This window comes from Rhodococcus koreensis (genome assembly GCF_900105905.1).
Lineage (GTDB): Bacteria > Actinomycetota > Actinomycetes > Mycobacteriales > Mycobacteriaceae > Rhodococcus_F > Rhodococcus_F koreensis.
The window spans coordinates 7,903,118-7,924,855 of record NZ_FNSV01000005.1 but is presented as its reverse complement, the minus strand read 5'-3'; the positions used below and the strand labels follow the sequence as shown (position 1 = coordinate 7,924,855).

Annotated in this window: 20 protein-coding genes; 13 read left to right on the top strand and 7 right to left on the bottom strand. The window is 68.1% G+C overall.

Translation table 11 applies throughout. The annotated features are described in order from the left end of the window. The first annotated feature begins 17 nt into the window (after nt 1-17). The 4 genes from pcaB to BLV94_RS40590 are packed head-to-tail and all read left to right on the top strand — an operon-like array spanning nt 18 to nt 4,599. Nucleotides 18-1,370, top strand: coding sequence for a 3-carboxy-cis,cis-muconate cycloisomerase (gene pcaB / locus BLV94_RS40605; RefSeq protein ID WP_072946555.1), 1,353 nt, complete (start codon nt 18-20; stop codon nt 1,368-1,370). Beyond that, nucleotides 1,367-2,560: a bifunctional 3-oxoadipate enol-lactonase/4-carboxymuconolactone decarboxylase PcaDC gene (gene pcaDC, locus BLV94_RS40600; RefSeq protein ID WP_072946554.1), complete on the top strand. Its 1,194-nt coding sequence runs from the start codon at nt 1,367-1,369 to the stop codon at nt 2,558-2,560. The genes pcaB and pcaDC overlap by 4 nt, the downstream gene beginning before the upstream one ends. Further along, complete coding sequence (locus tag BLV94_RS40595; RefSeq protein ID WP_072946553.1) at nt 2,557-3,354, top strand: IclR family transcriptional regulator; 798 nt, start codon at nt 2,557-2,559, stop codon at nt 3,352-3,354. Before pcaDC ends, BLV94_RS40595 begins: the two co-directional genes overlap by 4 nt. Nucleotides 3,355-3,387: 33 nt before the next feature. After that, on the top strand, nt 3,388-4,599 hold the full coding sequence (locus BLV94_RS40590) for an acetyl-CoA C-acetyltransferase (protein ID WP_072946552.1): 1,212 nt from the start codon (nt 3,388-3,390) through the stop codon (nt 4,597-4,599). 73 nt (nt 4,600-4,672) lie between these two features. Here BLV94_RS40590 and BLV94_RS40585 read toward each other — a convergent pair whose 3' ends face one another. Continuing rightward, nucleotides 4,673-5,164, bottom strand: a complete 492-nt coding sequence (locus BLV94_RS40585; RefSeq protein ID WP_072946551.1) for a metallophosphoesterase family protein — start codon at nt 5,162-5,164, stop codon at nt 4,673-4,675. Nucleotides 5,165-5,201: 37 nt separating this feature from the next. Beyond that, nucleotides 5,202-6,116, bottom strand: coding sequence for a shikimate dehydrogenase (locus BLV94_RS40580; RefSeq protein ID WP_072946550.1), 915 nt, complete (start codon nt 6,114-6,116; stop codon nt 5,202-5,204). A gap of 109 nt (nt 6,117-6,225) precedes the next feature. Here BLV94_RS40580 and BLV94_RS40575 point away from each other — a divergent pair, with 109 nt between their 5' ends. After that, nucleotides 6,226-6,903 carry a TetR/AcrR family transcriptional regulator gene (locus tag BLV94_RS40575; RefSeq protein WP_072946549.1) on the top strand — a complete coding sequence of 226 codons (678 nt, stop codon included), beginning with the start codon at nt 6,226-6,228 and terminating at the stop codon, nt 6,901-6,903. A 122-nt stretch (nt 6,904-7,025) separates the two neighbouring features. After that, a complete protein-coding gene (locus tag BLV94_RS40570; RefSeq protein ID WP_072946548.1) occupies nt 7,026-8,426 on the top strand; it encodes an MFS transporter in 1,401 nt (466 codons plus the stop codon). Between the two features lie 60 nt (nt 8,427-8,486). Here the strand turns inward: BLV94_RS40570 and BLV94_RS40565 are convergent, their stop codons facing one another. From BLV94_RS40565 to BLV94_RS40545, 5 genes are all read right to left on the bottom strand, one after another. Next, entirely contained in the window at nt 8,487-9,302 is an 816-nt protein-coding gene (locus BLV94_RS40565) for an ATP-binding cassette domain-containing protein (RefSeq protein ID WP_072951781.1), read from the bottom strand. A 5-nt stretch (nt 9,303-9,307) separates the two neighbouring features. After that, the gene (locus BLV94_RS40560; protein ID WP_072951783.1) at nt 9,308-10,366 is read right to left on the bottom strand and encodes an ABC transporter permease; all 1,059 of its coding nucleotides are present in this window, start codon (nt 10,364-10,366) and stop codon (nt 9,308-9,310) included. A 146-nt stretch (nt 10,367-10,512) separates the two neighbouring features. Further along, nucleotides 10,513-11,511, bottom strand: a complete 999-nt coding sequence (locus tag BLV94_RS40555; protein WP_072947099.1) for a substrate-binding domain-containing protein — start codon at nt 11,509-11,511, stop codon at nt 10,513-10,515. Between the two features lie 187 nt (nt 11,512-11,698). Then, entirely contained in the window at nt 11,699-13,060 is a 1,362-nt protein-coding gene (locus BLV94_RS40550; RefSeq protein WP_072947098.1) for an MFS transporter, read from the bottom strand. A 31-nt stretch (nt 13,061-13,091) separates the two neighbouring features. Next, nucleotides 13,092-13,829, bottom strand: a complete 738-nt coding sequence (locus BLV94_RS40545) for a GntR family transcriptional regulator (RefSeq protein WP_072947097.1) — start codon at nt 13,827-13,829, stop codon at nt 13,092-13,094. A 203-nt stretch (nt 13,830-14,032) separates the two neighbouring features. On the opposite strand from BLV94_RS40545, the gene iolC reads away from it, so the two are divergent. From iolC to BLV94_RS40510, 7 genes are read left to right on the top strand one after another with little or no spacing between them, the layout of a single operon-like run. After that, nucleotides 14,033-15,022 (top strand): 5-dehydro-2-deoxygluconokinase, encoded by a 990-nt coding sequence (iolC, locus tag BLV94_RS40540; RefSeq protein ID WP_072947096.1) that lies wholly within the window; start codon nt 14,033-14,035, stop codon nt 15,020-15,022. Further along, entirely contained in the window at nt 15,015-15,914 is a 900-nt protein-coding gene (locus tag BLV94_RS40535) for a Cgl0159 family (beta/alpha)8-fold protein (RefSeq protein ID WP_072947095.1), read from the top strand. Before iolC ends, BLV94_RS40535 begins: the two co-directional genes overlap by 8 nt. Nucleotides 15,915-15,935: 21 nt before the next feature. Next, entirely contained in the window at nt 15,936-16,832 is an 897-nt protein-coding gene (gene iolB / locus BLV94_RS40530; protein WP_072947094.1) for a 5-deoxy-glucuronate isomerase, read from the top strand. Further along, nucleotides 16,829-18,787 carry a 3D-(3,5/4)-trihydroxycyclohexane-1,2-dione acylhydrolase (decyclizing) gene (iolD, locus tag BLV94_RS40525; RefSeq protein ID WP_174705550.1) on the top strand — a complete coding sequence of 653 codons (1,959 nt, stop codon included), beginning with the start codon at nt 16,829-16,831 and terminating at the stop codon, nt 18,785-18,787. Before iolB ends, iolD begins: the two co-directional genes overlap by 4 nt. Before the next feature lie 35 nt (nt 18,788-18,822). Next, nucleotides 18,823-19,728 (top strand): sugar phosphate isomerase/epimerase family protein, encoded by a 906-nt coding sequence (locus BLV94_RS40520; protein WP_072947093.1) that lies wholly within the window; start codon nt 18,823-18,825, stop codon nt 19,726-19,728. Nucleotides 19,729-19,754: 26 nt separating this feature from the next. Next, the gene (locus tag BLV94_RS40515; RefSeq protein WP_072947092.1) at nt 19,755-20,855 is read left to right on the top strand and encodes a Gfo/Idh/MocA family protein; all 1,101 of its coding nucleotides are present in this window, start codon (nt 19,755-19,757) and stop codon (nt 20,853-20,855) included. A 5-nt stretch (nt 20,856-20,860) separates the two neighbouring features. Then, entirely contained in the window at nt 20,861-21,733 is an 873-nt protein-coding gene (locus BLV94_RS40510) for a sugar phosphate isomerase/epimerase family protein (RefSeq protein WP_072947091.1), read from the top strand. Nucleotides 21,734-21,738 lie beyond the last annotated feature (5 nt).

The following is a 21,738-nucleotide window of genomic DNA, read 5'->3' as shown; positions in this document are numbered from 1 at the left end:
CCAGAAAGGTGTCGCGTGTGAACTCTCCGGAGACCTCCCGGGGTGCCCTGTTCGATCCGACGTTCGGTGCCGGCGAGTTGTCGGCGCTGCTCTCCGACCGGGCGTGGGTCACCGCGATGGTCGAGGTCGAGGGGGCACTGGCCCGGGCGGAGGCGAAGTGCGGCGTCATCCCCGCCGCGTCCGCCGACGCGATCTCCTCCGTGTTCGCGCGAATCGTCGCCGACGGCTCCGTGGACGTCGGGGCCCTCGGCGACGCGGCGGCCGCGGGTGGCAATCCGGTGATCCCGCTGGTGAAACTGCTCCGCAGCGAGGTCGCGGCCACCGAGGCCGGGGTGCCCGGAGGCCACGTGCACAAGGGCGCCACGAGTCAGGACATTCTCGACACGGCCCTGATGCTGCTGTGCCGCCGGTCGGGCGCGCACGTACTGGCGTCCCTCGACGAGGCGGTGCTGTGCGCCGAGGCCCTCTCGCGGGCCCAGCGCGGCACCCCGATCGCCGGCCGCACCCTGGGCCAGCAGGCCTTGCCCACCACGTTCGGCGTCCTCGCCGCCGGGTGGATGACCGCACTGCACAGGGCTTCTCGCGCACTGTTCGACGCACTCGACGGCCTTCCCGTGCAATTGGGCGGCGCGGCCGGCACGTCCGCCGCGCTCTACCCGCACGGCCTCGACGTCGCCGACATCCTCGCCGACGAACTCGGACTCGCACGCCAGGACGTGCCCTGGCACACCGACCGCACCCGCATCGCACTGCTCGCGTCGGCGCTCGGAACGGCCGCGGGCGCGGTGTCGAAGATCGCCACCGACCTCGTGTTCCTGTCGTCCACCGAGGTCGCCGAGGTCAGCGAAGGGTCGCCCGGCGGTTCTTCGGCCATGCCGCACAAACGCAATCCGGTGGCCGCGATCGCCGCCCGCGCCGCGGCCCGCCGCACCCCGGGACTCGTCGCGACGATCCTCGGCTCGATGGATCACGAGCAGCAGCGCGCCGCCGGCCCCTGGCATGCCGAGTGGGAAACGCTCACGGACCTGCTGCGCCTCACCGGTGGCGCCGTCGCGCGGATCGCCGACTCGCTCGGCGGACTGAACGTCCACCCCGACGCGATGGCCCGCAACCTCGACATCACCGGCGGCCTGCTCCTCGCGGAACGGGTCACCGGAGCCCTGTCCGCCCACACCGACAACGCGCGGGACCTCGTCACCGCCGCCTGCCGGAGCGGGCACCGACTCGACGAGGATCCGGGGCTCCTCGAATACCTGCCTGCGGACGAGATCCGCGCCCTGCTCGACCCTGCCGGGTACCTCGGCCACGCCCACGACATCGTCGACCGCGCACTGGACACAGTGGCCCGCGGCCGGGAAGGAACGCGATGACAGTCGCACTTGCACACGAAATCTCCGGACCCCGCAGCGGCGCGGCCGACGCCCCCGTCGTCGTCCTGCTCGGATCGCTCGGCTCCAACCGGTCCATGTGGGACCCGCAGATCGCGGCGCTGTCCGACGAATGCCGGGTCGTCGCCGTCGATCAGCGGGGCCACGGCGAGTCGCCCGCACCGGACGGGCCGTACTCCGTCCGCGAACTGTCCGAGGATGTTCTCGCACTGCTCGACTCCCTCGGAGTCGACGCCGCCCACTTCGTCGGACTGTCCATGGGCGGCGCGATCGCCCAGTGGCTCGGCGCGCACACCCCGCGGCGGGTGCTGTCGCTGTCGCTGCTGTGCACCGCCGCGAAGTTCGGCGAACCGCAGGGATGGATCGAACGGGCCGCCGCGTCGCGCGCCGAGGGCCCCGAATCGCTCGCCGATGCCGTCGTCGCACGCTGGTTCAGTGAGGGCCTGGCCAAGCGGGACCCCGAATTCGTCCGGCACTACCGCGACATGATCGCGTCGACGTCGCCCGAGGGATACGCCGCGTGCTGCGACGCCCTCGCCGACTGGGACTTCACCGCCGACCTCGCCCGGATCAGCGCACCGACACTGGTGATCGCGGGCGAGGAGGATCCGTCCACCCCGCCGTCGGTCATGCAGGTCCTCGCGGACGGCATCACCGGCGCCCGGTTCGAGGTGCTCTCCCCCGCCGCCCACGTCGCGAACCTCGAGCAGGCGGGCGCCGTCACGGCGCTGCTGCGCGAACACATCGCCGGCGGCGGATACGCGCGCGGACGACGCGCCGCGCACGCACAGGGCATGACCGTGCGCCGCTCGGTGCTCGGCGACGCCCACGTGGACCGCTCCGTCGCGGGGACCACCGACTTCACGGCACCGTTCCAGGACTTCATCACCCGCACCGCGTGGGGCGACATCTGGTCGCGCCCCGGGCTGGACCACGAACTGCGCCGGCTGCTCACGATCGCCGTCCTCACCGCGGTCGGCAACGAGCACGAACTCGACATGCACATCCGGGCCGCCCTCCGCGCGGGCGTCGACGCCGACACCATCGGCGAAGTGCTCCTCCACACCGCCGTCTACGCGGGAGTGCCCAACAGCAATCTCGGGTTCGCCCTCGGCAAGCAGGCCCTCGCCGACCTGGCCGCCGAGCCGACAGTGGAGGATTCGCAGACATGACAGCCACCGAACCGACGGAGAAGATCCTCCCGTCCCCCGACTACGTGCAATCGCTGGCCCGGGGCCTGGCCGTGATCCGCTGCTTCGATCACCAGAATCAGCGGCGCACGCTCAGCGACGTCGCCCGCGCCACCGACCTGACCCGCGCCACCGCGCGCCGGTTCCTGCTCACCCTCGTCGAACTCGGCTACGTGGCCACGGACGGTTCCGCATTCTGGCTCACCCCGCGGGTCCTCGAACTCGGGTACAGCTACCTGTCGAGTCTGTCGCTGCCGGAGGTCGCGCAGCCGCACCTCGAGAAGTTGAGCCACAAGGTCCACGAGTCGTCGTCGGTGTCGATCCTCGACGGCGCCGACATCGTGTACGTCGCCCGTGTGCCCGTCAGCCGGATCATGACGGTGGGTATCACCATCGGCACCCGGCTCCCGGCGTACGCCACCTCGATGGGACGGGTCCTGCTGGCGGGACTGCCCGACGACGAACTCGACGCGTACCTCGAGAAGCTCGACATCCAGCGGCTCACCGAGCGCACGATCACGGCCCGCGACGAGCTGAAGGCCGCGATTCTCGCGGTCCGCGCGGACGGCATCTGTGTTCTCGACCAGGAACTCGAGGCGGGCCTGCGGTCGATGGCCGCACCGATCCGCAACGCCTCCGGGCTCACCGTCGCCGCGGTGAACATCTCCACGCCGGCCGCGCGGTACAGCCTCGAGGATCTGCATTCCGATCTCATCCCGTCGCTGCGGGTCACCGCAACCGACATCGAACAGGACCTCGCCACCGTCAACCGTTGACGGTGGCGAGGAATCTTCACGAAAGGCCTTTCCATGCGTGACGTCGTCATCTGCGAGCCCCTCCGGACGCCGGTCGGGCGGTTCGGCGGAGTGTTCAAGGACATCACTCCCCAGAGCCTCGCCGCCACCGTCATCACGGCGCTCGTCGAACGCACCGGCATCGACGGCAGCCAGATCGACGACGTCATCCTCGGTCAGGCGTCCCCGGGCGGAGAGGCCCCGGCCCTCGGCCGGATCGCCGCCCTCGACGCCGGACTCGGCATCGACGTCCCCGGCATGCAGGTGGATCGCCGCTGCGGATCCGGTCTGCAGGCCGTCATCACCGCCGTGCTGCAGGTGGCGTCCGGCGGCAACGACCTCGTGCTCGCCGGCGGCGCCGAATCCATGAGCCAGGCCGAGTTCTACACCAACCCCAACATCCGCTGGGGCGTCAAGGGCGAAGGGGTGCAACTCGCCGACCGGCTCGCCCGCGCCCGCGTCACCGCCGGCGGCGCGAACTTCCCCGTGCCCGGCGGCATGATCGAGACCGCCGAAAACCTGCGCGCCGAGTTCGACATCAGCCGTGAGGACCAGGACGCGCTCGCCGTGCAGTCGCACCAGCGGGCCGTCGCCGCGCAGGAATCGGGGCGCTTCGCCGAGGAGATCGTCGGAGTGACGGTACCGCAACGCAAGTCGGACCCGCTCGTCGTCGACAAGGACGAGCACCCGCGCGCCGACACCACGGTGGAGTCGCTGTCCAAGCTTCGCGCCATCCGCTCCAAGATCGACTCCGCCTCCACCGTCACCGCCGGCAACGCCAGCGGACAGAACGACGGCGCCGCCGTGTGCATCGTGACGACCGCCGAGAAGGCGAAGGAACTGGGACTGAAGCCCCTCGCCCGGATGGCGTCGTGGGCCGTGGCCGGGGTCCCGCCGCGCACCATGGGCATCGGCCCGGTGCCCGCCACGGAGAAGGCGCTCGGTCAGCTCGGACTGTCACTGTCCGACCTGGGTGTCATCGAACTGAACGAGGCCTTCGCCGCGCAGACCCTCGCCGTCCTCCGCAGCTGGGACCTCGACCCCACCGACGAACGCCTCAACCCCAACGGGTCCGGCATCTCGCTCGGGCACCCCGTCGGAGCCACCGGCGGTCGCATCCTCGCCACCCTCCTGCGGGAGATGGACCGTCGCGAATCCCGCTACGGGCTCGAGACGATGTGCATCGGCGGCGGTCAGGGACTGGCCGCGGTGTTCGAGCGGGTCTGATCCAGCGGCTTTCAGCGCACGCACATCGGCGAGCAGGCTCCGGGCCTGCTCGCCGATGTGCGTCCGGGGCCGGTCACAACCGGTGCAACTCCACGTCGCCGAGTTCCCCGTCGCGCACGGTGGCGGTCAGGTACGTGCAGTGCGGCTGACGCCGCCGATCGGTCGGCGATCCCGGGTTCAGCAGTCGCAGACCGGTTTCCGTGGTGGTGTCCCAGGGAATGTGGCTGTGCCCGAAGACCAGGACGTCGGTGTCCGGGAAGGCGGCCGACATCCGTTTCTCCCTGCCAGCGGCGGCCCCGGTCTCGTGCACGACGGTGATGCGCACACCGTCCAGGGTCACGTCGGCTCGCTCCGGCATCAGGGCCCGCAGGTCGTCGCCGTCGTTGTTGCCCCAGCACGCCACGAGTCGCGCCGAGCGTGAGCGCAGCGCCTCGAACGTGGGGAGATCGACCCAGTCGCCGGCGTGGATCACCACGTCGGCGCGGTCGACCTCGTCCCACACCCGGGCGGGCAGGTCTCGCGCCCGTTTCGGGACATGAGTGTCGGCGAGCAGCAATAACCTCACCGTGACAGTCTGCGCCGCCGTGTGGCAGACGCGGGCCTTACGCGCCCGCGAGCGCGGCGGCGTCCTCCGCTTCCAACAGCAGACCCATGTACTCACGCATCCGCTGGGCGTCCGGTTCGAGGCCGGTGAAGATCCGGAAGGAGTCGACGGCCTGACCGATGGTCATGCCGATTCCGCTCAGCGTCCGGGCGCCGATTTCACGGGCGCGGCGGAGGAGTTCGGTCTCGGCCGGACGGTAGACGACATCCGCGACCCACAGGTCGGGGCGCAGCAGTGCGGCGTCGAGTGCCATGCCGGGGTGTGCCGCCATGCCGATCGGCGTCGCGTGGATGAGACCCTGGGCCGCACCGACCGCGGCGGGAACGGCGGCGAGGTCGCCTGCCTGGATCTCCCGGTCCGGGAACAGTTCGGCGAGCGAGTCGCGCAGAGCCGTCGAGCGCGTGGCGTCGGCGTCGATGATCGTGAAGTGTCCGACGCCCCGGGTGAGGGCTGCATAGGCGACGGCCGCTCCGGCCCCGCCCGCCCCGAGTTGCACGACGCGGTTCATCGGCGCGCCTTCGAGGCCCTCGTCCATGTTGCGCGCAAATCCGGACCAGTCGGTGTTGTGGCCGATCAGGCGCCCGCCGTCGATGTGGACCGTGTTGACCGCGCCGAGTTTGCGGGCGTCGTCGGACAGGTCGTCGAGCAGCGGAATGATCGCCTGCTTGCAGGGATGCGTGATGTTGAGCCCGTTGAATCCGAGGAGCTTGGCGGCGCCGAGGAGCCGCGGCAGTCCCTCGACACCCATGCCCAGCGTGTCGAGGTCGAGGATCCGGTAGACGTACCCGAGACCCTGCGCGCGACCCTCTGCCTCGTGCAGCGGCGGGGTCAGCGATTTCGAGATCCCGGTGCCGATCAGACCGCACAGGTAGGACGGGCGGGCGGTGGGGGCATCGAGGTCACGAGAGGTCATGGGGATCACTTCCGGGAGAGGGCGAGAACTAATTAACTATCTAGTGAGTTATGTCACGGTAGCATACCTCCATACCGCGCGGAAGACAGCACAGGCAGGAGTTCCAGGAATGACACGAAGCGAGACCACGGGCGCCATCCCCGAGAAGCAGGCGGCCAAGCGCACGCGCAATCCCGAGAAGACCCGGGAGAACATCCTGCGGGTGGCGATGACGGAGTTCGCCGACAAGGGCCTGACCGGGGCCCGCATCGACGAGATCGCGGCGAAGACCGCCACCACGAAACGGATGCTCTACTACTACTTCGGCGACAAGGACGGCCTGTACCGGGCGGTCCTGCAGCGCGCCTACGAGGAGATTCGCTACGAGGAGTCCCAACTCGACGTCGACCACCTCGAGCCGGCCGAGGCGATCCGGGCACTCGCCGAGCTGACGTTCGACCATCACGAGGCGCACCCCGATTTCATCCGCCTCGTCGCGATCGAGAACACCAATCGCGGCGTCAACCTCGTCCAGGCCGAGGGCCTCCCCGAGACGCAGGCGCCGGCGATCCGCACGCTCGATCGGATCCTCCAGCGGGGGCAGGACGCGGGCATCTTCCGCACCGACACGACGGCGCTCGACATCCACATGCTCATCAGCTCGTACTGCGTCTTCCGGGTGGCGAATCGGTACACGTTCAAGGCGCTGTTCGACTGGGATCTCACCGGCGCGGAGAACCGCCCCCACCTGCGCGCAATGATCGGCGACGTCGTCCTGGCCTACCTGCAGCAGCCGGGAAAAGTATGAACTAACTATTTCGACCATTATTGACTCGAGGCTGTGACCTGGGTTACCTTGCTTATACGACCTACGAACACCTGCTCGTTCGAGCCGCCAGTGTTCACATTCCTCGCTCCCCAGGAGTATCGATGACCATCGACTACGGCACCGGCGTCTCCGGTCGAAATGGTGACGGCAAAGGCCGCTCCTCCGTCGACCCCAACGCTGATCCCACCAACGCGAAGAAGGCCGCGAAGGCCGCCTTCTTCGGCAGCCTGCTCGAGTACTACGACTTCTACATCTTCGCCTCGGCTGCCGCGCTGGTGTTCCCGCACGTGTTCTTCGAGGGATCGAAGAACCCGCTGCTGCTGTCGCTGGCCACGTTCGGCATCTCCTACGTCGCACGCCCCATCGGTGCCGTGTTCGTCGGACACTTCGGCGACCGGGCCGGGCGCAAGAAGGTGATGATGTTCTGCCTGGTGCTCATGGGCGTCGTCACGTTCCTGATCGGCTGCCTCCCGTCGTCCGAGCAGGCCGGGATGGTCGGCCCGGTGCTGCTGGTGCTCCTGCGCATCTGCCAGGGCGTCTCCGCGGCCGGCGAACAGTCGGGTGCGGGCTCACTCACCCTCGAGCACTCCCCCGCTCACCGTCGCGGCTTCTTCTGCAGCTGGACGCTCACCGGCACCCAGGCCGGCTTCATCGTCGCGAGTCTCGCGTTCATCCCCGTCGCCGCACTGCCCGACGAGACCCTCTACAGCTGGGGCTGGCGCGTCCCGTTCTGGTGCAGCCTGCTCGTCCTCGTCGTCGCCTACATCGTGCGTCGCAAGCTCGAAGAGCCCGAGATCTTCATCGCCAACAAGGAGGCGCTGGACGAGGCGCCCGCCCCGCTGCCCGTCGTCGACCTCTTCCGCACGCACTGGCGCGACGTTCTGCGCGTCGTCTTCTGCGCCTTCATCGCCGTCGTCAGCACCGTGTTCTCCGTGTTCGGCCTCGCATACGCCACCACCCCGGAGGTCGGGATGAGCCGCACCACCATGCTGTGGGTCGCGATCGCCGCCAACACGGTGGCCCTCGTCTCGCAGCCGCTGTTCGGCATCCTGTCCGACCGCATCGGCCGCAAGCCTGTGTTCATCGGCGGCGCAATCGGTTCGGCCGCCGGAATCTTCCTGTACTTCGCCGCGATCGGCACCGGCAACGTCACGATGATCTTCCTGGCGGGCATCCTGCTGATGGGTGGCGTCTACGCCGGGACCAACGCCATCTGGCCCGCGTTCTACGCCGAGATGTTCTCCTCACGGGTTCGCTACTCCGGCATGGCGATCGGCACTCAGCTCGGTTTCGCTCTGGCCGGTTTCGCACCGACCATCGCCCAGGCCCTCCGCGGCGGCGACCCCAAGAACTGGGTGCCGGTGGCGATCTTCACCGCCGTCTGCGCACTCATCGCCGCGGCGTCCGCCTCCACCGCCAAGGAGAACTCCCGCACCCCGCTGCTCGACCTCGACAAGGAGGACGTCGCGCTCACGAAGACGAAAGCGAACGCGAAGGTCTGATCCACTCGGAAACGAACGATGCGCCCGGCACGTGTGCCGGGCGCATCGTCGTGTCGGTTCCTAGCGCCGGAGTTCGTGGGTGAGTGCTTCGAGTTCGTCGCCGCCGGCCATCTGCTGGGTGAGTTCTTCGAGGCTGATCTCGTCGAAGGTGCAGTCCAGTTTCTGCCGGCCGCGGTTGAGGAGCACGAAGTGGTCGCCGACCATGTAGGCGTGGTGCGGGTTGTGGGTGATGAACACGACCCCGAAGCCCTGTTCCTTGGCGGCGGAGATGTAGCGCAGCACCATCCCGGACTGTTTGACACCGAGGGCGGCGGTGGGCTCGTCGAGGATCAGGACGCGGGCGCCGAAGAAGATCGCCCGGGCGATCGCCACGCACTGGCGCTGACCGCCGGAGAGCGAGCCGATGGGGGCGTCGACGTCGGGCAGCTCGATGCCCATCTTCGACAACTCGGACATCGTGGTGGCGCGCATACCGTTCGCGTCGAGGGTCTTGAGCGGTCCCTTCCGCAGTTCCTGGCCGAGGAAGAAGTTGCGCCACACCGGCATCAGCGATACCACCGCCAGGTCCTGGTACACGGTGGCGATGCCCTTGGACAGGGCCTCCTTCGGGGAGCCGAACGTGAGGGCTTCACCGTCGACGAGCAGCTCGCCCTCGCTCTGCTGGTGCAGCCCGGCCATGATCTTGATCAGGGTGGACTTGCCGGCCCCGTTGTCGCCGAGCACACCGGTGACCTCCCCGGCCTTCACGCGCAGGTTGATGTCCTGCAGGGCGATGATGTTGCCGTACTGCTTGCCGACGTGTTTCAGTTCGATCAGCGGGATCTTGTCGCCACCACCGGGTTCGGTATCGACGGGCATCTGTTCGATGGTACTCATACGGGTCACCTCTTGGCGGCGTAGTTGCGGAAGGCGTTGTTGGCGATGACCGCGAACAGCAGCATCGCGCCGAGGAAGAACTTGAACCAGTCCGGGTTCCAGCCGGCGTAGACGATGCCCTGGTTCGTCATGCCGAAGATGAACGCGCCGATCGCGGCGCCGATCGCGGTGCCGTACCCGCCGGTGAGCAGGCAGCCACCGATCACCGCGGCGATGATGTAGAGGAACTCGTTGCCGATGCCCTGCCCGGATTGGACGGTGTTGAACGAGAACAGCAGGTGCATGCCGACGAACCAGGCGGCGAACCCGACGGTCATGAACAACCCGATCTTGACCCTGGTGACCGGGACGCCGATGGCGCGGGCGGAGTCCTGGTTGCCGCCGACGGCGAAGATCCAGTTCCCGATCCGGGTCTTGAACAGCACCCAGGTGGCGATCGCGGTGAACAGCAGCCACCACAGCACGGTGATCCGCACCGACACCCCGCCGACGACGAACGAGGACGCGAACACCTTCTTCGCCGAGTCGAAACCGGCCATGTCCGAGACGCTGGGGGTGGCGACCTGCCCGGTGACGAGTTTGGTGACCGCCAGGTTGATGCCGGTGAGCATCAGGAACGAGCTCAGCGTGATCAGGAAGCTGGGGATCTTCGTCTTCATCACCAGGTAGCCGTTGAAGAACCCGACCGCGAGCGAGACAACCAGGGCGAGGGCGGCGCCGGCCCACAGGTTCAGGTGCAGGTTGTAGGCGATCATCGACGCCGCCAGCGAGCTGGTGGTGACCGCGACGCCGGCGGAGAGGTCGAACTCCCCGCCGATCATCAGCAGCGCGACCGCGCAGGCCATGATCCCGATCGTGGAGGAGGCGTAGAGCACCGTGGCCAGCGCCTCGGGGCTGCGGAACGGGGGTGCGACGACCATGAAGAAGACGAAGATCGCGATCGCACCGAACAGGGACCCGATCTCGGGGCGGACCAGCAGCCGTTGCAGGCGTTTTTGTTCCTTCACCCGTTCGTCGTGGACGACCTTGTGACTGGCAAGGTCCAGATCTTGCTGTGTGGACATGATTTCCTCTCCGCGCCGGTGGATCTCAGCGTTGTGCGGTGCCGGCCGGTCCTGCGACCGGGTCGATGGTGACGGTGATTGTGTGTGCGAGAGATGGACCCACCGGGGTCCGGATCGTGTGTCCTGTCATGTGAATCGACCGCCGGTCAGCGGGTGCCGGCCTTGGCGTACTCGGCGACCTTGTCGATGTTGGTCTTGTCGATGAACGACGGCCCGGTCAGTGTCGGCCCGCCGCCGCCGATGACGTTGCCGTTGTTCAGGTAGAGCCACAGCGAATCGATCGCCAGGTAGCCCTGCAGGTACGGCTGCTGGTCGATGGCCCACTGCACGCTGCCGTCGGAGATGGCGTCGACGAGCGCGGCGTTGGTGTCGAACGTGAAGACCTTGGCGGGGCTGCCCGCGTTACCGACGGACTGGACGGCGGTGAGGGCGATCGGCGCGCCGAGCGCGAGCACGCCGTCGATGGACGGGTCCTGCTGGAGCTTGGCGGCGATCGTCGAGTTCACCGACGGCATGTCCTCGCCGTTGACGTTGAGCGTCTCGAACGTGCCGCGGAACGTCTGCTTGGCACCGGCGCAACGGGATTCGAGCTGAATCTGGCCCTGCTGCTGAATGACGCAGACGACGTGCTTGGCGCCGTCGTCGTTCAGCCGGTTGCCCGCAGCCTGGCCGGCGATGGTCTCGTCCTGCCCGAAGTACTGCGTGACGCCCATGTCCTTCCAAGCGCCGTATCCGGCGTTGAACGCGGAAATCGGGATACCCGCGTCCTGCGCGCTCTTGACGGCGGGCGCCATCGCTTCGGGGGTGGCGAGGGTGAGTGCGAGGCCGTCGACCTTGGAGTCGATCGCCGTCTGCACGAGGTTGGCCTGGTTGGGGGCCTGAGGATCGGAGGAGTACTTCAGTTCGACGTTGTCCTTGTCGGCGGCATCCTGCGCACCGGTGCGGATCAGGTCCCAGAACGTGTCACCCGGCGCCGCGTGGGTGACCATCGCGATCGTGATGCGCGGGGTGTCGGCGCTGCCCGCGCCGATCCCGGAGCCGCTGCTGTCCGGCTTGCCGCCGGTGCTCGAGCACGCCGCGAGGCTCGTCACCAGGGCACTCGCGCAGGCCAGCACTGCCACGCGACGCCGATTGGGGAAGTTCATCTGTTTTTCCTCTCGGGGGGACGAACGGCTCGTTGACGTCTTGGCCGTGTGCCTTAGATGTAATACGCGTCACACCCGAAAGTCAATAGTTTGTCTGGACATTAGGACCACATATCAAATGCGCGGGCGCACGTGTCACCGCTGTGGGCCCGGAAATCGAGCGGAAATGCCGAAATAAGGGACGCGCTCAGCGCGTGACCGATGCACCGGCGTCGCGCGGCAGACGCAGCGTGTCGACTACCGTGCCGAGCATCAGCACGCCCAAAAGGACGAAGGTCCAAGAATATTCGGAACCGAACCCGTGCTCGGACGACGTCGCCAGCGGCGTGAACGCGGTGAGCGCGAGAGCCCCGAGTGCGATCCCGAGGCCGGCTGCCAGTTCCTGCACCGCGGCATTCAGAGTGTTCGCGTGCGTGAGGTCGGCGCGATCGACGTCGGAGAACGCGAGACTGTTGTACGCGGTGAATCCGACCGAACGCAGGGCTCCGCTCACGAAGAGGACCGCCGCGATGACGGGCATCGGGGTCGACGAACTCAGTGCGGCGAGCAACCCGAAGCAGCCCACCGACAGCAGCGCGTTCACCAGCAGGATCGGCCTGATACCGAAGCGCCGCATCAGCGGCGTCGTGAAGGGTTTGATCGCGATGTTGCCTGCGAACAGCGCGGCGACGAGTAAACCCGCGAGAAACGGCGTCCAGCCGAAGCCGAGTTGGAACTGCAGTGGCAGCAGGAAGGGCACGGCCGTCACGATCAGGCGGTAGAGCGAACCTCCGGTGACGGTGGCGCGCAGCGTCCGGACGCGCAGCACGCGGACGTCGACGAGTGGGTGCGGTGTGCGGACGAGATGGACCGCGGACGCGACCAGCAGGACGACCGCGACCACTCCCCCGAGCGCGACCCGGCGCCAGTCCGTGCCCGTCACGCGGATACTTTCCAGGGCGATCAGCGCCGCCGCGATCCCCGTTCCGACCCCGAGCAGGCCCCGCCAGTCCAGCCTCCTCGCCGACCGCGAGCCGGCCCCGTGAACCAGCCTCAGCGACAGCAGGATTCCGAGGACCCCGATGGGAATGTTGATGACGAAGATCCACCGCCACGAGCCCACCGTGGCGATCGCGCCGCCGAGCAGGGGCGCGATGACGGGCGCGGCGAGCGCGGGCCACGTCAGCAGGGCTATCGCGCGGACGAGATCGCCCTTCGTGCTCGACCGCAGCACCGCGAGCCGTCCGACCGGCACCATCATGGCGCCGCCGACTCCCTGCAGCACCCGCATCGCGACGAGCATCGGCAACGACACACTCGCGGCGCACCCGATGGACGCCAGGGTGAACACGGCGATGGCGGCCACGAACACCCGGCGGGTCCCGAACCGGTCGGCCACCCACCCGCTCGCCGGGATGAGGACCGCGACCGTGACGAGGTAGGCGGAGATCGCGATGTTGACGTCGACGGGGTCGACGCCGAAGGAGTCGGCGATCAGCGGGACGGCGGGGGCGATGATGGTGGCGTCGAGAATCTCCATGAAGAGGGCGCCCGCCACCAGCAGGGCCATTCCCCGGGGGAACGACGTCGCGCGCCCCGTCCTAACGATCGACAACGGTGGTGTCGAAGTAGTACCGCGACGCCCGGTAGCAGTGGCTGCCGAACTCGACGGCGCTTCCCGAGTCGTCGAACGCGGTCCGGTTCATCGTGAGCAGCGGCGCCCCGGTCTTCTCGTCGAGGAGTGACGCCTCCGCCTTGCTCGCCGCTTTCGCGCCGATGCGTTGCCGTGCGAGGCGAATGTGCACGCCGCGGGCGCGGAGTGCGTGGTAGAGGCCGTGCGCCTCGAGTTCGTCGGGGTCCGGCGCGAGATCCACCGGGATGTGGTTGGTCATCAGCGCGAGTGGTTCGCCGTTGGTGCTGCGGAGGCGCCGGATGGACGCGACCTCGCTGCCGGGTTGCAGGTTGAGTTCGGCGGCCACGTCCTCGGCAGGCACGGCGACCTGGTAGTCGAGGAGCTTGGTGGTCGGGCTCTGCCCTGCGCGGGCGAGGTCGTCGAAGAGACTGGTGAGCTCGACCGGCCGGTGCACGGCGCTCTGCACGACTTGCGTGCCGACACCGCGTTTGCGGACGAGCAATCCCTTGTCGACGAGTTCCTGGATGGCGCGGCGCGTGGTCGGGCGCGACAGGTTCAGTCGTTTGGCGAGCGCCAGTTCGTTCTCGAAGCGGTCGCCGGGCGCGAGTTCCCCGCCGATGATCGCGTTCTCGATCGTCTGCGCGAGCTGGAAATACAGCGGAACCGGGCTCGATCTGTCGAGCTCGACTGCGAGTGGTGCACCCACGGACAACTCCGATCCTCGTGCGCGTGGCGACGTCCGCCGCCGCCGATCTTTCCGGCAGTGTATGCGAACACTAACACCAGATTGACTTCAAGTAATAATGTCAGGACAAAGTCTTGACAGGAGCCGGTGATGTGGAGCACAGTTTCAACCAGACCTCGGCGCCCTGCGCAGACCACCCACAACGACCTATTCGGGAGTCAGCCTTGACCACCAACCAGACGCAACCCAACCGGAACGGATTGGACGTCCTCGCCATCGGGCGCTGCGGTGTGGACATCTACCCATTGCAGACCGGCGTCGGACTCGAGCACGTCGAGACGTTCGGCAAGTTCCTCGGCGGAAGCGCCGCCAACGTCGCCGTCGCCGCCGCCCGCCTCGGCTGCCGCAGCGCTCTCATCTCGGGCGTCGGCAACGATCCGTTCGGACGCTACGTCCGCACCGCACTCACCGATCTCGGCGTCGACAACCGGTACGTCGGCATCGACACCGACCACCCGACCCCCGTCACGTTCTGCGAGATCTTCCCGCCGGACGACTTCCCGCTGTACTTCTACCGCAAGCCGGTCGCCCCGGACCTGCAGGTGAAGCCCGCAGACCTCGACCTCGACGCGGTCCGCGACGCGAAGCTGTACTGGTCGACCGTCACCGGACTGTCCGAAGAGCCCAGCCGCAGCGCACATTTCGCCGCATGGGAAGCTCGCGGACGTCGCAGCCACACCGTTCTCGACCTCGACTACCGCCCGATGTTCTGGTCCTCCCCCGCCGACGCCACCGCGCAGGTGCAGCGTGCCCTCCAGCACGTCACCGTCGCGGTCGGCAACCGCGAGGAGTGCGAGATCGCGGTCGGCGAGACCAACGCCCACAAGGCCGCCGATGCGCTGCTCGACCTCGGCGTCGAACTGGCCATCGTCAAGCAGGGCCCCAAGGGTGTGCTCGGCAAGACCCGCACGCAGTCCATCACGGTGCCGCCCAACGAGGTCGACGTCGTCAACGGCCTGGGCGCCGGCGACAGCTTCGGCGGGTCGCTGTGCCACGGCCTGCTCGCCGGGTGGCCGCTCGAGAAGATCCTGCGCTACGCCAACGCCGCGGGGGCGATCGTCGCTTCCCGGCTCGAATGCTCCACCGCGATGCCGACGGCCGACGAGGTCCGTGAGCTCGCCGAATCCACCGCTTCGGAGGCTGTCAATGTCTGAAACTCTCGCTCACCGCGCAGTCTGCGCGTCCTACGCCGACGTCACCGAGGTACGCGCCAGTGATCCGGCCGCCATCGACCGTGCCTGGGCGACCCGCATCGCCCGGCCCACGGTGCGCGGCAACGGCCGACTCATGATCGTCGCCGCCGACCACCCCGCCCGCGGCGCGCTGTCGGTCGGCGACCGCCCGACCGCGATGAACAGTCGCACCGATCTCCTCGACCGCCTCCGCACCGCGCTGCGCAATCCCGGCGTGGACGGCGTGCTCGCCACCGCCGACATCCTCGACGATCTGGTGCTGCTCGGCGCGCTGGACGACAAGGTGGTCATCTCGTCGATGAACCGCGGCGGCCTGGCAGGCGCCAGCTTCGAACTCGACGACCGGATGACCGGCTACAGCGCGGCGGGCACCGCGAAGGCCGGCATGAACGGCGGAAAGATGCTGTGCCGCATCGACCTCGACGATCCGGGCACCCTCTCCACCCTCACCGCCTGCGCGGAGGCCGTCGATTCGCTGGCCGCGGCCGGGCTGATGGCGATGGTGGAACCCTTCCTGTCGCGGCGTGTCGACGGCAAGGTCAAGAACGACCTCAGCGCCGACGCCGTGATCAAGTCCATCCACATCAGCCAGGGACTGGGCTCCACGTCCGCCTACACCTGGATGAAGCTTCCGGTGGTCGACGAGATGGAACGCGTCATGGACGCGACGACGCTCCCCACGCTGCTGCTCGGCGGAGACCCGCAGACGGCCCCCGAGGAGACGTTCGCGAGCTGGGCGAAGGCCCTCGCACTGCCATCGGTCCGCGGCCTGATCGTCGGACGCACCCTGCTGTACCCGCGGGACGAGGACGTCGCCGCCGCGGTCGACACCGCCGTATCCCTCGTTCACTGACGCACGCCGGAGAGGCCCACGATGAACAGCAAGTACTACGTTCCGGTCGGTTCCGCGGCCACCGGGCCGTTCGACCTCGAGGTCACCCCCGAGTCGGCGGGCTGGACGGAATCGAGCCTCCGGGTGCTCACCCTGGCACCCGGCGGGTCGGCCGAACTCACCACCGGCGACGACGAGATCATCGTCGTGCCGCTGGCCGGGTCGGCGTCGGTGTCGAGTGAGGGGACCAAGTTCGCGCTCACCGGGCGCCGGTCCGTGTTCGACGGGCCGAGCGACTTCGCCTACGTGGGACGGGCCTCCGCCTACACGGTGGCGAGCGCGACCGGTGGCCGTTTCGCACTGTGCGGCGCCCGCGCCCGGCAGAAGTTCCCGTTCCGGTACGTTCCGGCCGCGGACGTGTCCGTCGAACTGCGCGGCGCGGGCAACTGCAGCCGGCAGGTGCACAACTTCGGCACCGCCGACCGATTCGAGGCCGACTCGATCATCGCGTGCGAGGTCATCACGCCCGGCGGCAACTGGTCGTCGTACCCGAGCCACAAGCACGACGAAAACAGCGACGTCGAATCCCAGCTCGAGGAGATCTACTACTTCGAGATCGCCGAAGCCGGCGACACCGCAGTGGATTTCGGCGGCACCGGATTCGGCTACCATCGTGTGTACGGCACTCCCGAGCGGCCCATCGAGGTGCTCGAGGAAGTGCGATCCGGCGACGTGGTCCTCGTCCCGCACGGCTACCACGGACCGTCGATCGCCGCCCCCGGACATCACATGTACTACCTGAACGTGATGGCCGGGCCGGGCGAAGAACGTTCCTGGAACATCTGCGACGACCCGGCACACACCTGGCTGCGCGGCAGCTGGGAACACCAGACCGTCGATCCCCGCCTCCCCCTCCACGCACCGTCCGAAGGAGCATGACCGTGGTGTCCACCGCGCCGATGTCGGCGAGCAAGAACCCCAACGCCGAGGGCACCGTCCACCTCACGGTGGCTCAGGCGACCATCCGATTCCTCGCCGGCCAATACGTCGAGCGGGACGGCGAACGCACCAAGTTCTTCGCAGGCTGCTTCGGCATCTTCGGTCACGGCAACGTCGCCGGTCTCGGTCAGGCGCTGCTGCAGGCCGAGATCGACGCCGTCGAGGCCGGCACCGAACCGGAACTGCCGTACGTCCTCGGCCGTAACGAGCAGGCGATGGTGCACAGCGCGGTCGCGTACGCACGCCAGAAGGATCGCCTGCAGACCTGGGCCGTGTCGGCCAGCGTCGGCCCCGGCTCGACCAACATGCTGACCGGTGCGGCGCTCGCCACCATCAACCGGCTGCCCGTCCTGCTGCTGCCCGCCGACACGTTCGCCACCCGCGCGAGCGCACCGGTGCTGCAGGAACTCGAACTGCCGTCGAGTGGGGACGTCACCGTCAACGACGCGTTCAAGCCGCTGTCGCGCTACTTCGACCGCGTCTGGCGGCCCGAGCAGTTGCCGTCGGCGCTGCTCGGCGCGATGCGCGTGCTGACCGACCCTGTCGAGACGGGCGCGGCCACCGTCGCCATCCCGCAGGACGTGCAGGCGGAGGCGTTCGACTGGCCCGAGTCGATGTTCGCCGAGCGCACGTGGCACGTCGCCCGGCCGCTCCCCGAGAAGTCGGCGATCGCGCGGGCCGCGGACGTCATCCGGTCGGCGAAGAAGCCGCTGATCGTCGCGGGCGGTGGCCTCATCTACTCCGGCGCCACCGAGGCGCTGGCCTCGTTCGTCGAGTCGACCGGCATTCCGGTCGGCCAGAGTCAGGCCGGCAAGGGTTCGCTGCCGTACGACCACCCGCAGTCGGTCGGGGCGATCGGCTCGACGGGCACGACCGCGGCCAACGCTCTCGCCACCGAGGCCGACGTGATCATCGGCATCGGCACGCGCTACAGCGACTTCACCACGGCGTCGCGCACCGCGTTCAACAACCCCGACGTGCGGTTCGTCAACATCAACGTGGCGTCGATCGACTCGGTGAAGCAGGGTGGCGTCAGCGTCGTCGCGGATGCCCGCGAGGCACTCGAGGCGCTCACCGCGGCCCTCGGCGACTACCGGGTTTCCGACGAGTATCGTCTGCGCACAGCCGAACTCGCAGAACACTGGGAGTCCACGGTCGACGCGGTCTACAAGATCGACGACGACTCGCTCGGCCTCAACCAGAACCAGGTCATCGGCCTCGCCAACACGCTGTCCGATCCTCGCGACGTCGTCGTGTGCGCCGCCGGCTCCATGCCCGGCGACCTGCACAAGCTGTGGCGCACCCGCGACTCGAAGGGTTACCACGTCGAGTACGGATTCTCCTGCATGGGCTACGAGGTCGCCGGTGGTATCGGCGCCAAGATGGCATGCCCCGACCGCGACGTGTTCATCATGGTCGGCGACGGCTCCTACCTGATGATGGCCACCGAACTCGTCACGGCCGTGCAGGAGAACGTCAAGGTCATCGTGGTCCTCGTGCAGAATCACGGCTTCGCGTCCATCGGATCGCTGTCGGAATCACTGGGCTCCCAGCGTTTCGGCACCGACTACCGCTACCGGGGTGACAACGGCCGGCTCGACGGCGACATCCTGCCCGTCGATCTGGCGGCCAACGCGGCGAGCCTCGGCGCCGACGTGATCCGCGCGAACACGGCCGCCGCGTTCGCCGACGCCGTCAAGGTAGCGAAGGCGAGCGACAAGACCACCGTCATCCACGTCGAGACGGACCCCCGGATCGCCGCCCCGGACAGCGAATCCTGGTGGGACGTCCCGGTCAGCTCGACCAGCACCCTCGAGTCCACGCAGAACGCGTACGAGACGTACGCGCAGTGGAAGAAGATCCAGCGTCCGTTCCTCCGCCCGTCCGGCAACTGACCCGCCCCCAGCAGAACTTTCGAAAGGATTTCCCGATGAGCGTCATTCGCGTCGGATCGGCCCCCGACTCCTGGGGCGTGTGGTTCCCGGAAGACCCGCAGCAGACCCCCTACGGCCGGTTCCTCGACGAGGTGTCCGCATCCGGTTACGAGTGGATCGAGCTGGGGCCGTACGGCTACCTGCCCACCGACCCGCAGCAACTCCGCGACGAACTGGCCGCCCACAATCTGAAGCTGTCGGCGGGCACCGTCTTCGAGCACCTGCACCAGGACGACTCCTGGGATGCCGTGTGGACCCAGATCGAGGACGTCGCGAAGCTGACCGCCGCCGTCGGCGGCAAGCACGTGGTCGTGATCCCGGAGATGTGGCGCGACCCGGGCACCGGCGAGGTGCTCGAGGACCGCAACCTCACCGCGGAACAGTGGAAGAAGAAGACCGGCGGCATGAACGAGCTGGGCAAGAAGATGTTCGAGCAGTACGGCGTCAAGGCGCAGTACCACCCGCACGCCGACAGCCACGTCGACACCGAGGAGAACGTGTACCGCTTCCTCGACGGCACGGACAGCGAATTCGTCAACCTCTGCCTCGACACCGGCCACATCAGCTACTGCGGCGGCGACAACCTCGCGATCATCGAGCGGGCCCCCGAACGGATCGGATACCTGCACCTCAAGCAGGTCGATCCCGAGGTTCGCGCCAAGGTCGAGGCCGAGGACCTGCCGTTCGGCGAAGCCGTCAAACTCGGCGCGATGATCGAGCCCCCGCTCGGCATCCCCGACCTGCCGCCGCTGCTCGCCGCGATCGAGAAGCTCGACATCGACGTGTTCGCGATCGTCGAGCAGGATCTCTACCCCTGCGCCGTGGACGTGCCGCTCCCGATCGCCCAGCGCACCCGCAAGTACCTGGGGTCCTGCGGGATCCCGTCCGTCAAGTTCGTCTAACCGACCACGTCAGGAGCTAGTCAGCTATGTCCGAGAGCAACGACCTGCGCATCGCCGTCCTGGGTGTCGGAATGATGGGCGCCGACCACGTCGCGCGGATCACCGACCGCATCAAGGGTGCGACCGTCGCCGTCGTCAACGACTACTTCACCGAGAAGGCCGAGGAGATCGCGGCCGGAATCCCCGGTTGCCGCGTGGTCAACGACCCGCTCGACGCGATCGCCGACCCCGGTGTCGACGCGGTCGTCCTGGCCACCCCCGGCCCGACACACGAGAAGCAGCTCCTGGCCTGCCTCGAGCACAGCAAGCCGGTGATGTGTGAGAAGCCGCTGACCACCGATGTCGCCACGTCCCTCGAGATCGTCAAGGCGGAAGCCGAGCTCGGCAAGAAGCTGATCCAGGTCGGCTTCATGCGGCGCTTCGATCACGAGTACGAGCAGCTGAAGTCCCTCATCGACGACGGCGTGTTCGGGCGGGTGCTCCTCGCCCACTGCGTGCACCGCAACCCGGTGGTGCCGCCGAGCTTCGACAGCTCGATGATCGTCAAGGATTCGCTGGTCCACGAGGTGGACGTCACCCGCTTCCTGTTCGACGAGGAGATCACGTCGGTCCACGTCCTCAAGCCCGCCGCGAACCCCGGTGCGCCCGAGGGACTTCAGGACCCGCAGATCGCGTTCTTCAGCACCGAGTCCGGTCGTCACGTCGACGTCGAACTGTTCGTGACCACCGGTGTCGCCTACGAGGTGCGCACCGAGATCGTCGCCGAGAAGGGTTCGGCGTTCATCGGCCTCGACGTCGGACTGGTCCGCAAGTACGGTACCGGCGCGGGAACCGGCCGCTCGGGTGCAGGCATGTACGGCGGAGAGATCACCCCGTCGTTCAAGGAACGCTTCGGCCAGGCGTACGACGTCGAGATCCAGCGGTGGGTGAACGCCGTCCGCACGGGCGCGGAGACGGGTAACTACGTCGACGGCCCCGGCGCGTGGGACGGCTACGCCGCCGCCGCCGTGTGCGCGGCCGGCGTGCAGTCACTGGAGACGGGCGAGCGCGTCACCGTCGAGATGGTCGACCGTTCCTCCATTCCGGGAGCGGAGCCTGCGGAGCGACCCATCGGACCGGGAGCCTGATCACGATGAAGATCGCACTCGATCCCACCCCGTTCCACCACGACTACTCGCTGCTCGAATTGCCGGCTGTCGTCGCGGAACTCGGCTTCGAGCACCTGCAGCTCACGCCGCACCGCGACATGATCCCGTTCTTCAACCACCCGAAGGCCGACGACGAACTGGTCCGTCAGTTCCGCAAGGCCTGCAGCGACGCCGGCGTCGGCATCGCCTCGGTGTTGCCGGTCCTGCGGTGGTCCGGCCCGGACGAGGACGCCCGCGAGGCGGCGGTGCGGTACTGGAAGCGCGCCATCCAGATCACCGTCGACCTCGGCGTGAACGTGATGAACACCGAGTTCAGCGGCCGGCCGGAGAAGGCCGAGGAGTCGGAGCGCGCCTTCTACCGGTCGATGGAGGAACTCGTCCCCATCATCGAGCGTGAAGGCATCGACGTTCGCATCGACCCGCACCCCGACGACTTCGTGGAGAACGGCCTGGACGCCATCCGGATGATCCGTGGCATCAATTCCAAAAACTTCGGCCTCGTGTTCGTCGCGTGCCACAGCTATCACATGGGCGCCGGAATGCTCGAGATCATGCGCACGGCGGGCGACATGCTCCGGCTCGTTCACGTCGCGGACACGATGGATCACCATCGCTCGCACGGACTCCGGTACATCACCAATCCGCCCGGCAACCCGGTTCGTGTGCACCAGCACCTCAAGATCGGTGACGGCGACCTCGACTGGGACGAGTTCTTCGGCGGTCTCGGCGAACTCGGCTTCTACGACAAGCCCGACGCGGTGATGGTGTCCAGCGTTTTCGCCGAGGACGAGAACGCACACGACGTCTCCCGCTACCAACTGAAGACCATGAAGGATTACATCGCGCGCACGCGGTGAAAGGA

Bases quoted from the DNA above. Each gene is read 5' to 3' on its own strand.
- pcaDC (WP_072946554.1), top strand. From the start codon at position 1,367: ATGACAGTCGCACTTGCACACGAAATCTCCGGACCCCGCAGCGGCGCG.
- BLV94_RS40595 (WP_072946553.1), top strand. From the start codon at position 2,557: ATGACAGCCACCGAACCGACGGAGAAGATCCTCCCGTCCCCCGACTAC.
- BLV94_RS40590 (WP_072946552.1), top strand. From the start codon at position 3,388: ATGCGTGACGTCGTCATCTGCGAGCCCCTCCGGACGCCGGTCGGGCGG.
- BLV94_RS40580 (WP_072946550.1), bottom strand. From the start codon at position 6,116: ATGACCTCTCGTGACCTCGATGCCCCCACCGCCCGCCCGTCCTACCTG.
- BLV94_RS40575 (WP_072946549.1), top strand. From the start codon at position 6,226: ATGACACGAAGCGAGACCACGGGCGCCATCCCCGAGAAGCAGGCGGCC.
- BLV94_RS40570 (WP_072946548.1), top strand. From the start codon at position 7,026: ATGACCATCGACTACGGCACCGGCGTCTCCGGTCGAAATGGTGACGGC.
- BLV94_RS40565 (WP_072951781.1), bottom strand. From the start codon at position 9,302: ATGAGTACCATCGAACAGATGCCCGTCGATACCGAACCCGGTGGTGGC.
- BLV94_RS40560 (WP_072951783.1), bottom strand. From the start codon at position 10,366: ATGTCCACACAGCAAGATCTGGACCTTGCCAGTCACAAGGTCGTCCAC.
- BLV94_RS40555 (WP_072947099.1), bottom strand. From the start codon at position 11,511: ATGAACTTCCCCAATCGGCGTCGCGTGGCAGTGCTGGCCTGCGCGAGT.
- BLV94_RS40550 (WP_072947098.1), bottom strand. From the start codon at position 13,060: ATGGCCCTGCTGGTGGCGGGCGCCCTCTTCATGGAGATTCTCGACGCC.
- BLV94_RS40535 (WP_072947095.1), top strand. From the start codon at position 15,015: ATGTCTGAAACTCTCGCTCACCGCGCAGTCTGCGCGTCCTACGCCGAC.
- iolB (WP_072947094.1), top strand. From the start codon at position 15,936: ATGAACAGCAAGTACTACGTTCCGGTCGGTTCCGCGGCCACCGGGCCG.
- iolD (WP_174705550.1), top strand. From the start codon at position 16,829: ATGACCGTGGTGTCCACCGCGCCGATGTCGGCGAGCAAGAACCCCAAC.
- BLV94_RS40520 (WP_072947093.1), top strand. From the start codon at position 18,823: ATGAGCGTCATTCGCGTCGGATCGGCCCCCGACTCCTGGGGCGTGTGG.
- BLV94_RS40515 (WP_072947092.1), top strand. From the start codon at position 19,755: ATGTCCGAGAGCAACGACCTGCGCATCGCCGTCCTGGGTGTCGGAATG.
- BLV94_RS40510 (WP_072947091.1), top strand. From the start codon at position 20,861: ATGAAGATCGCACTCGATCCCACCCCGTTCCACCACGACTACTCGCTG.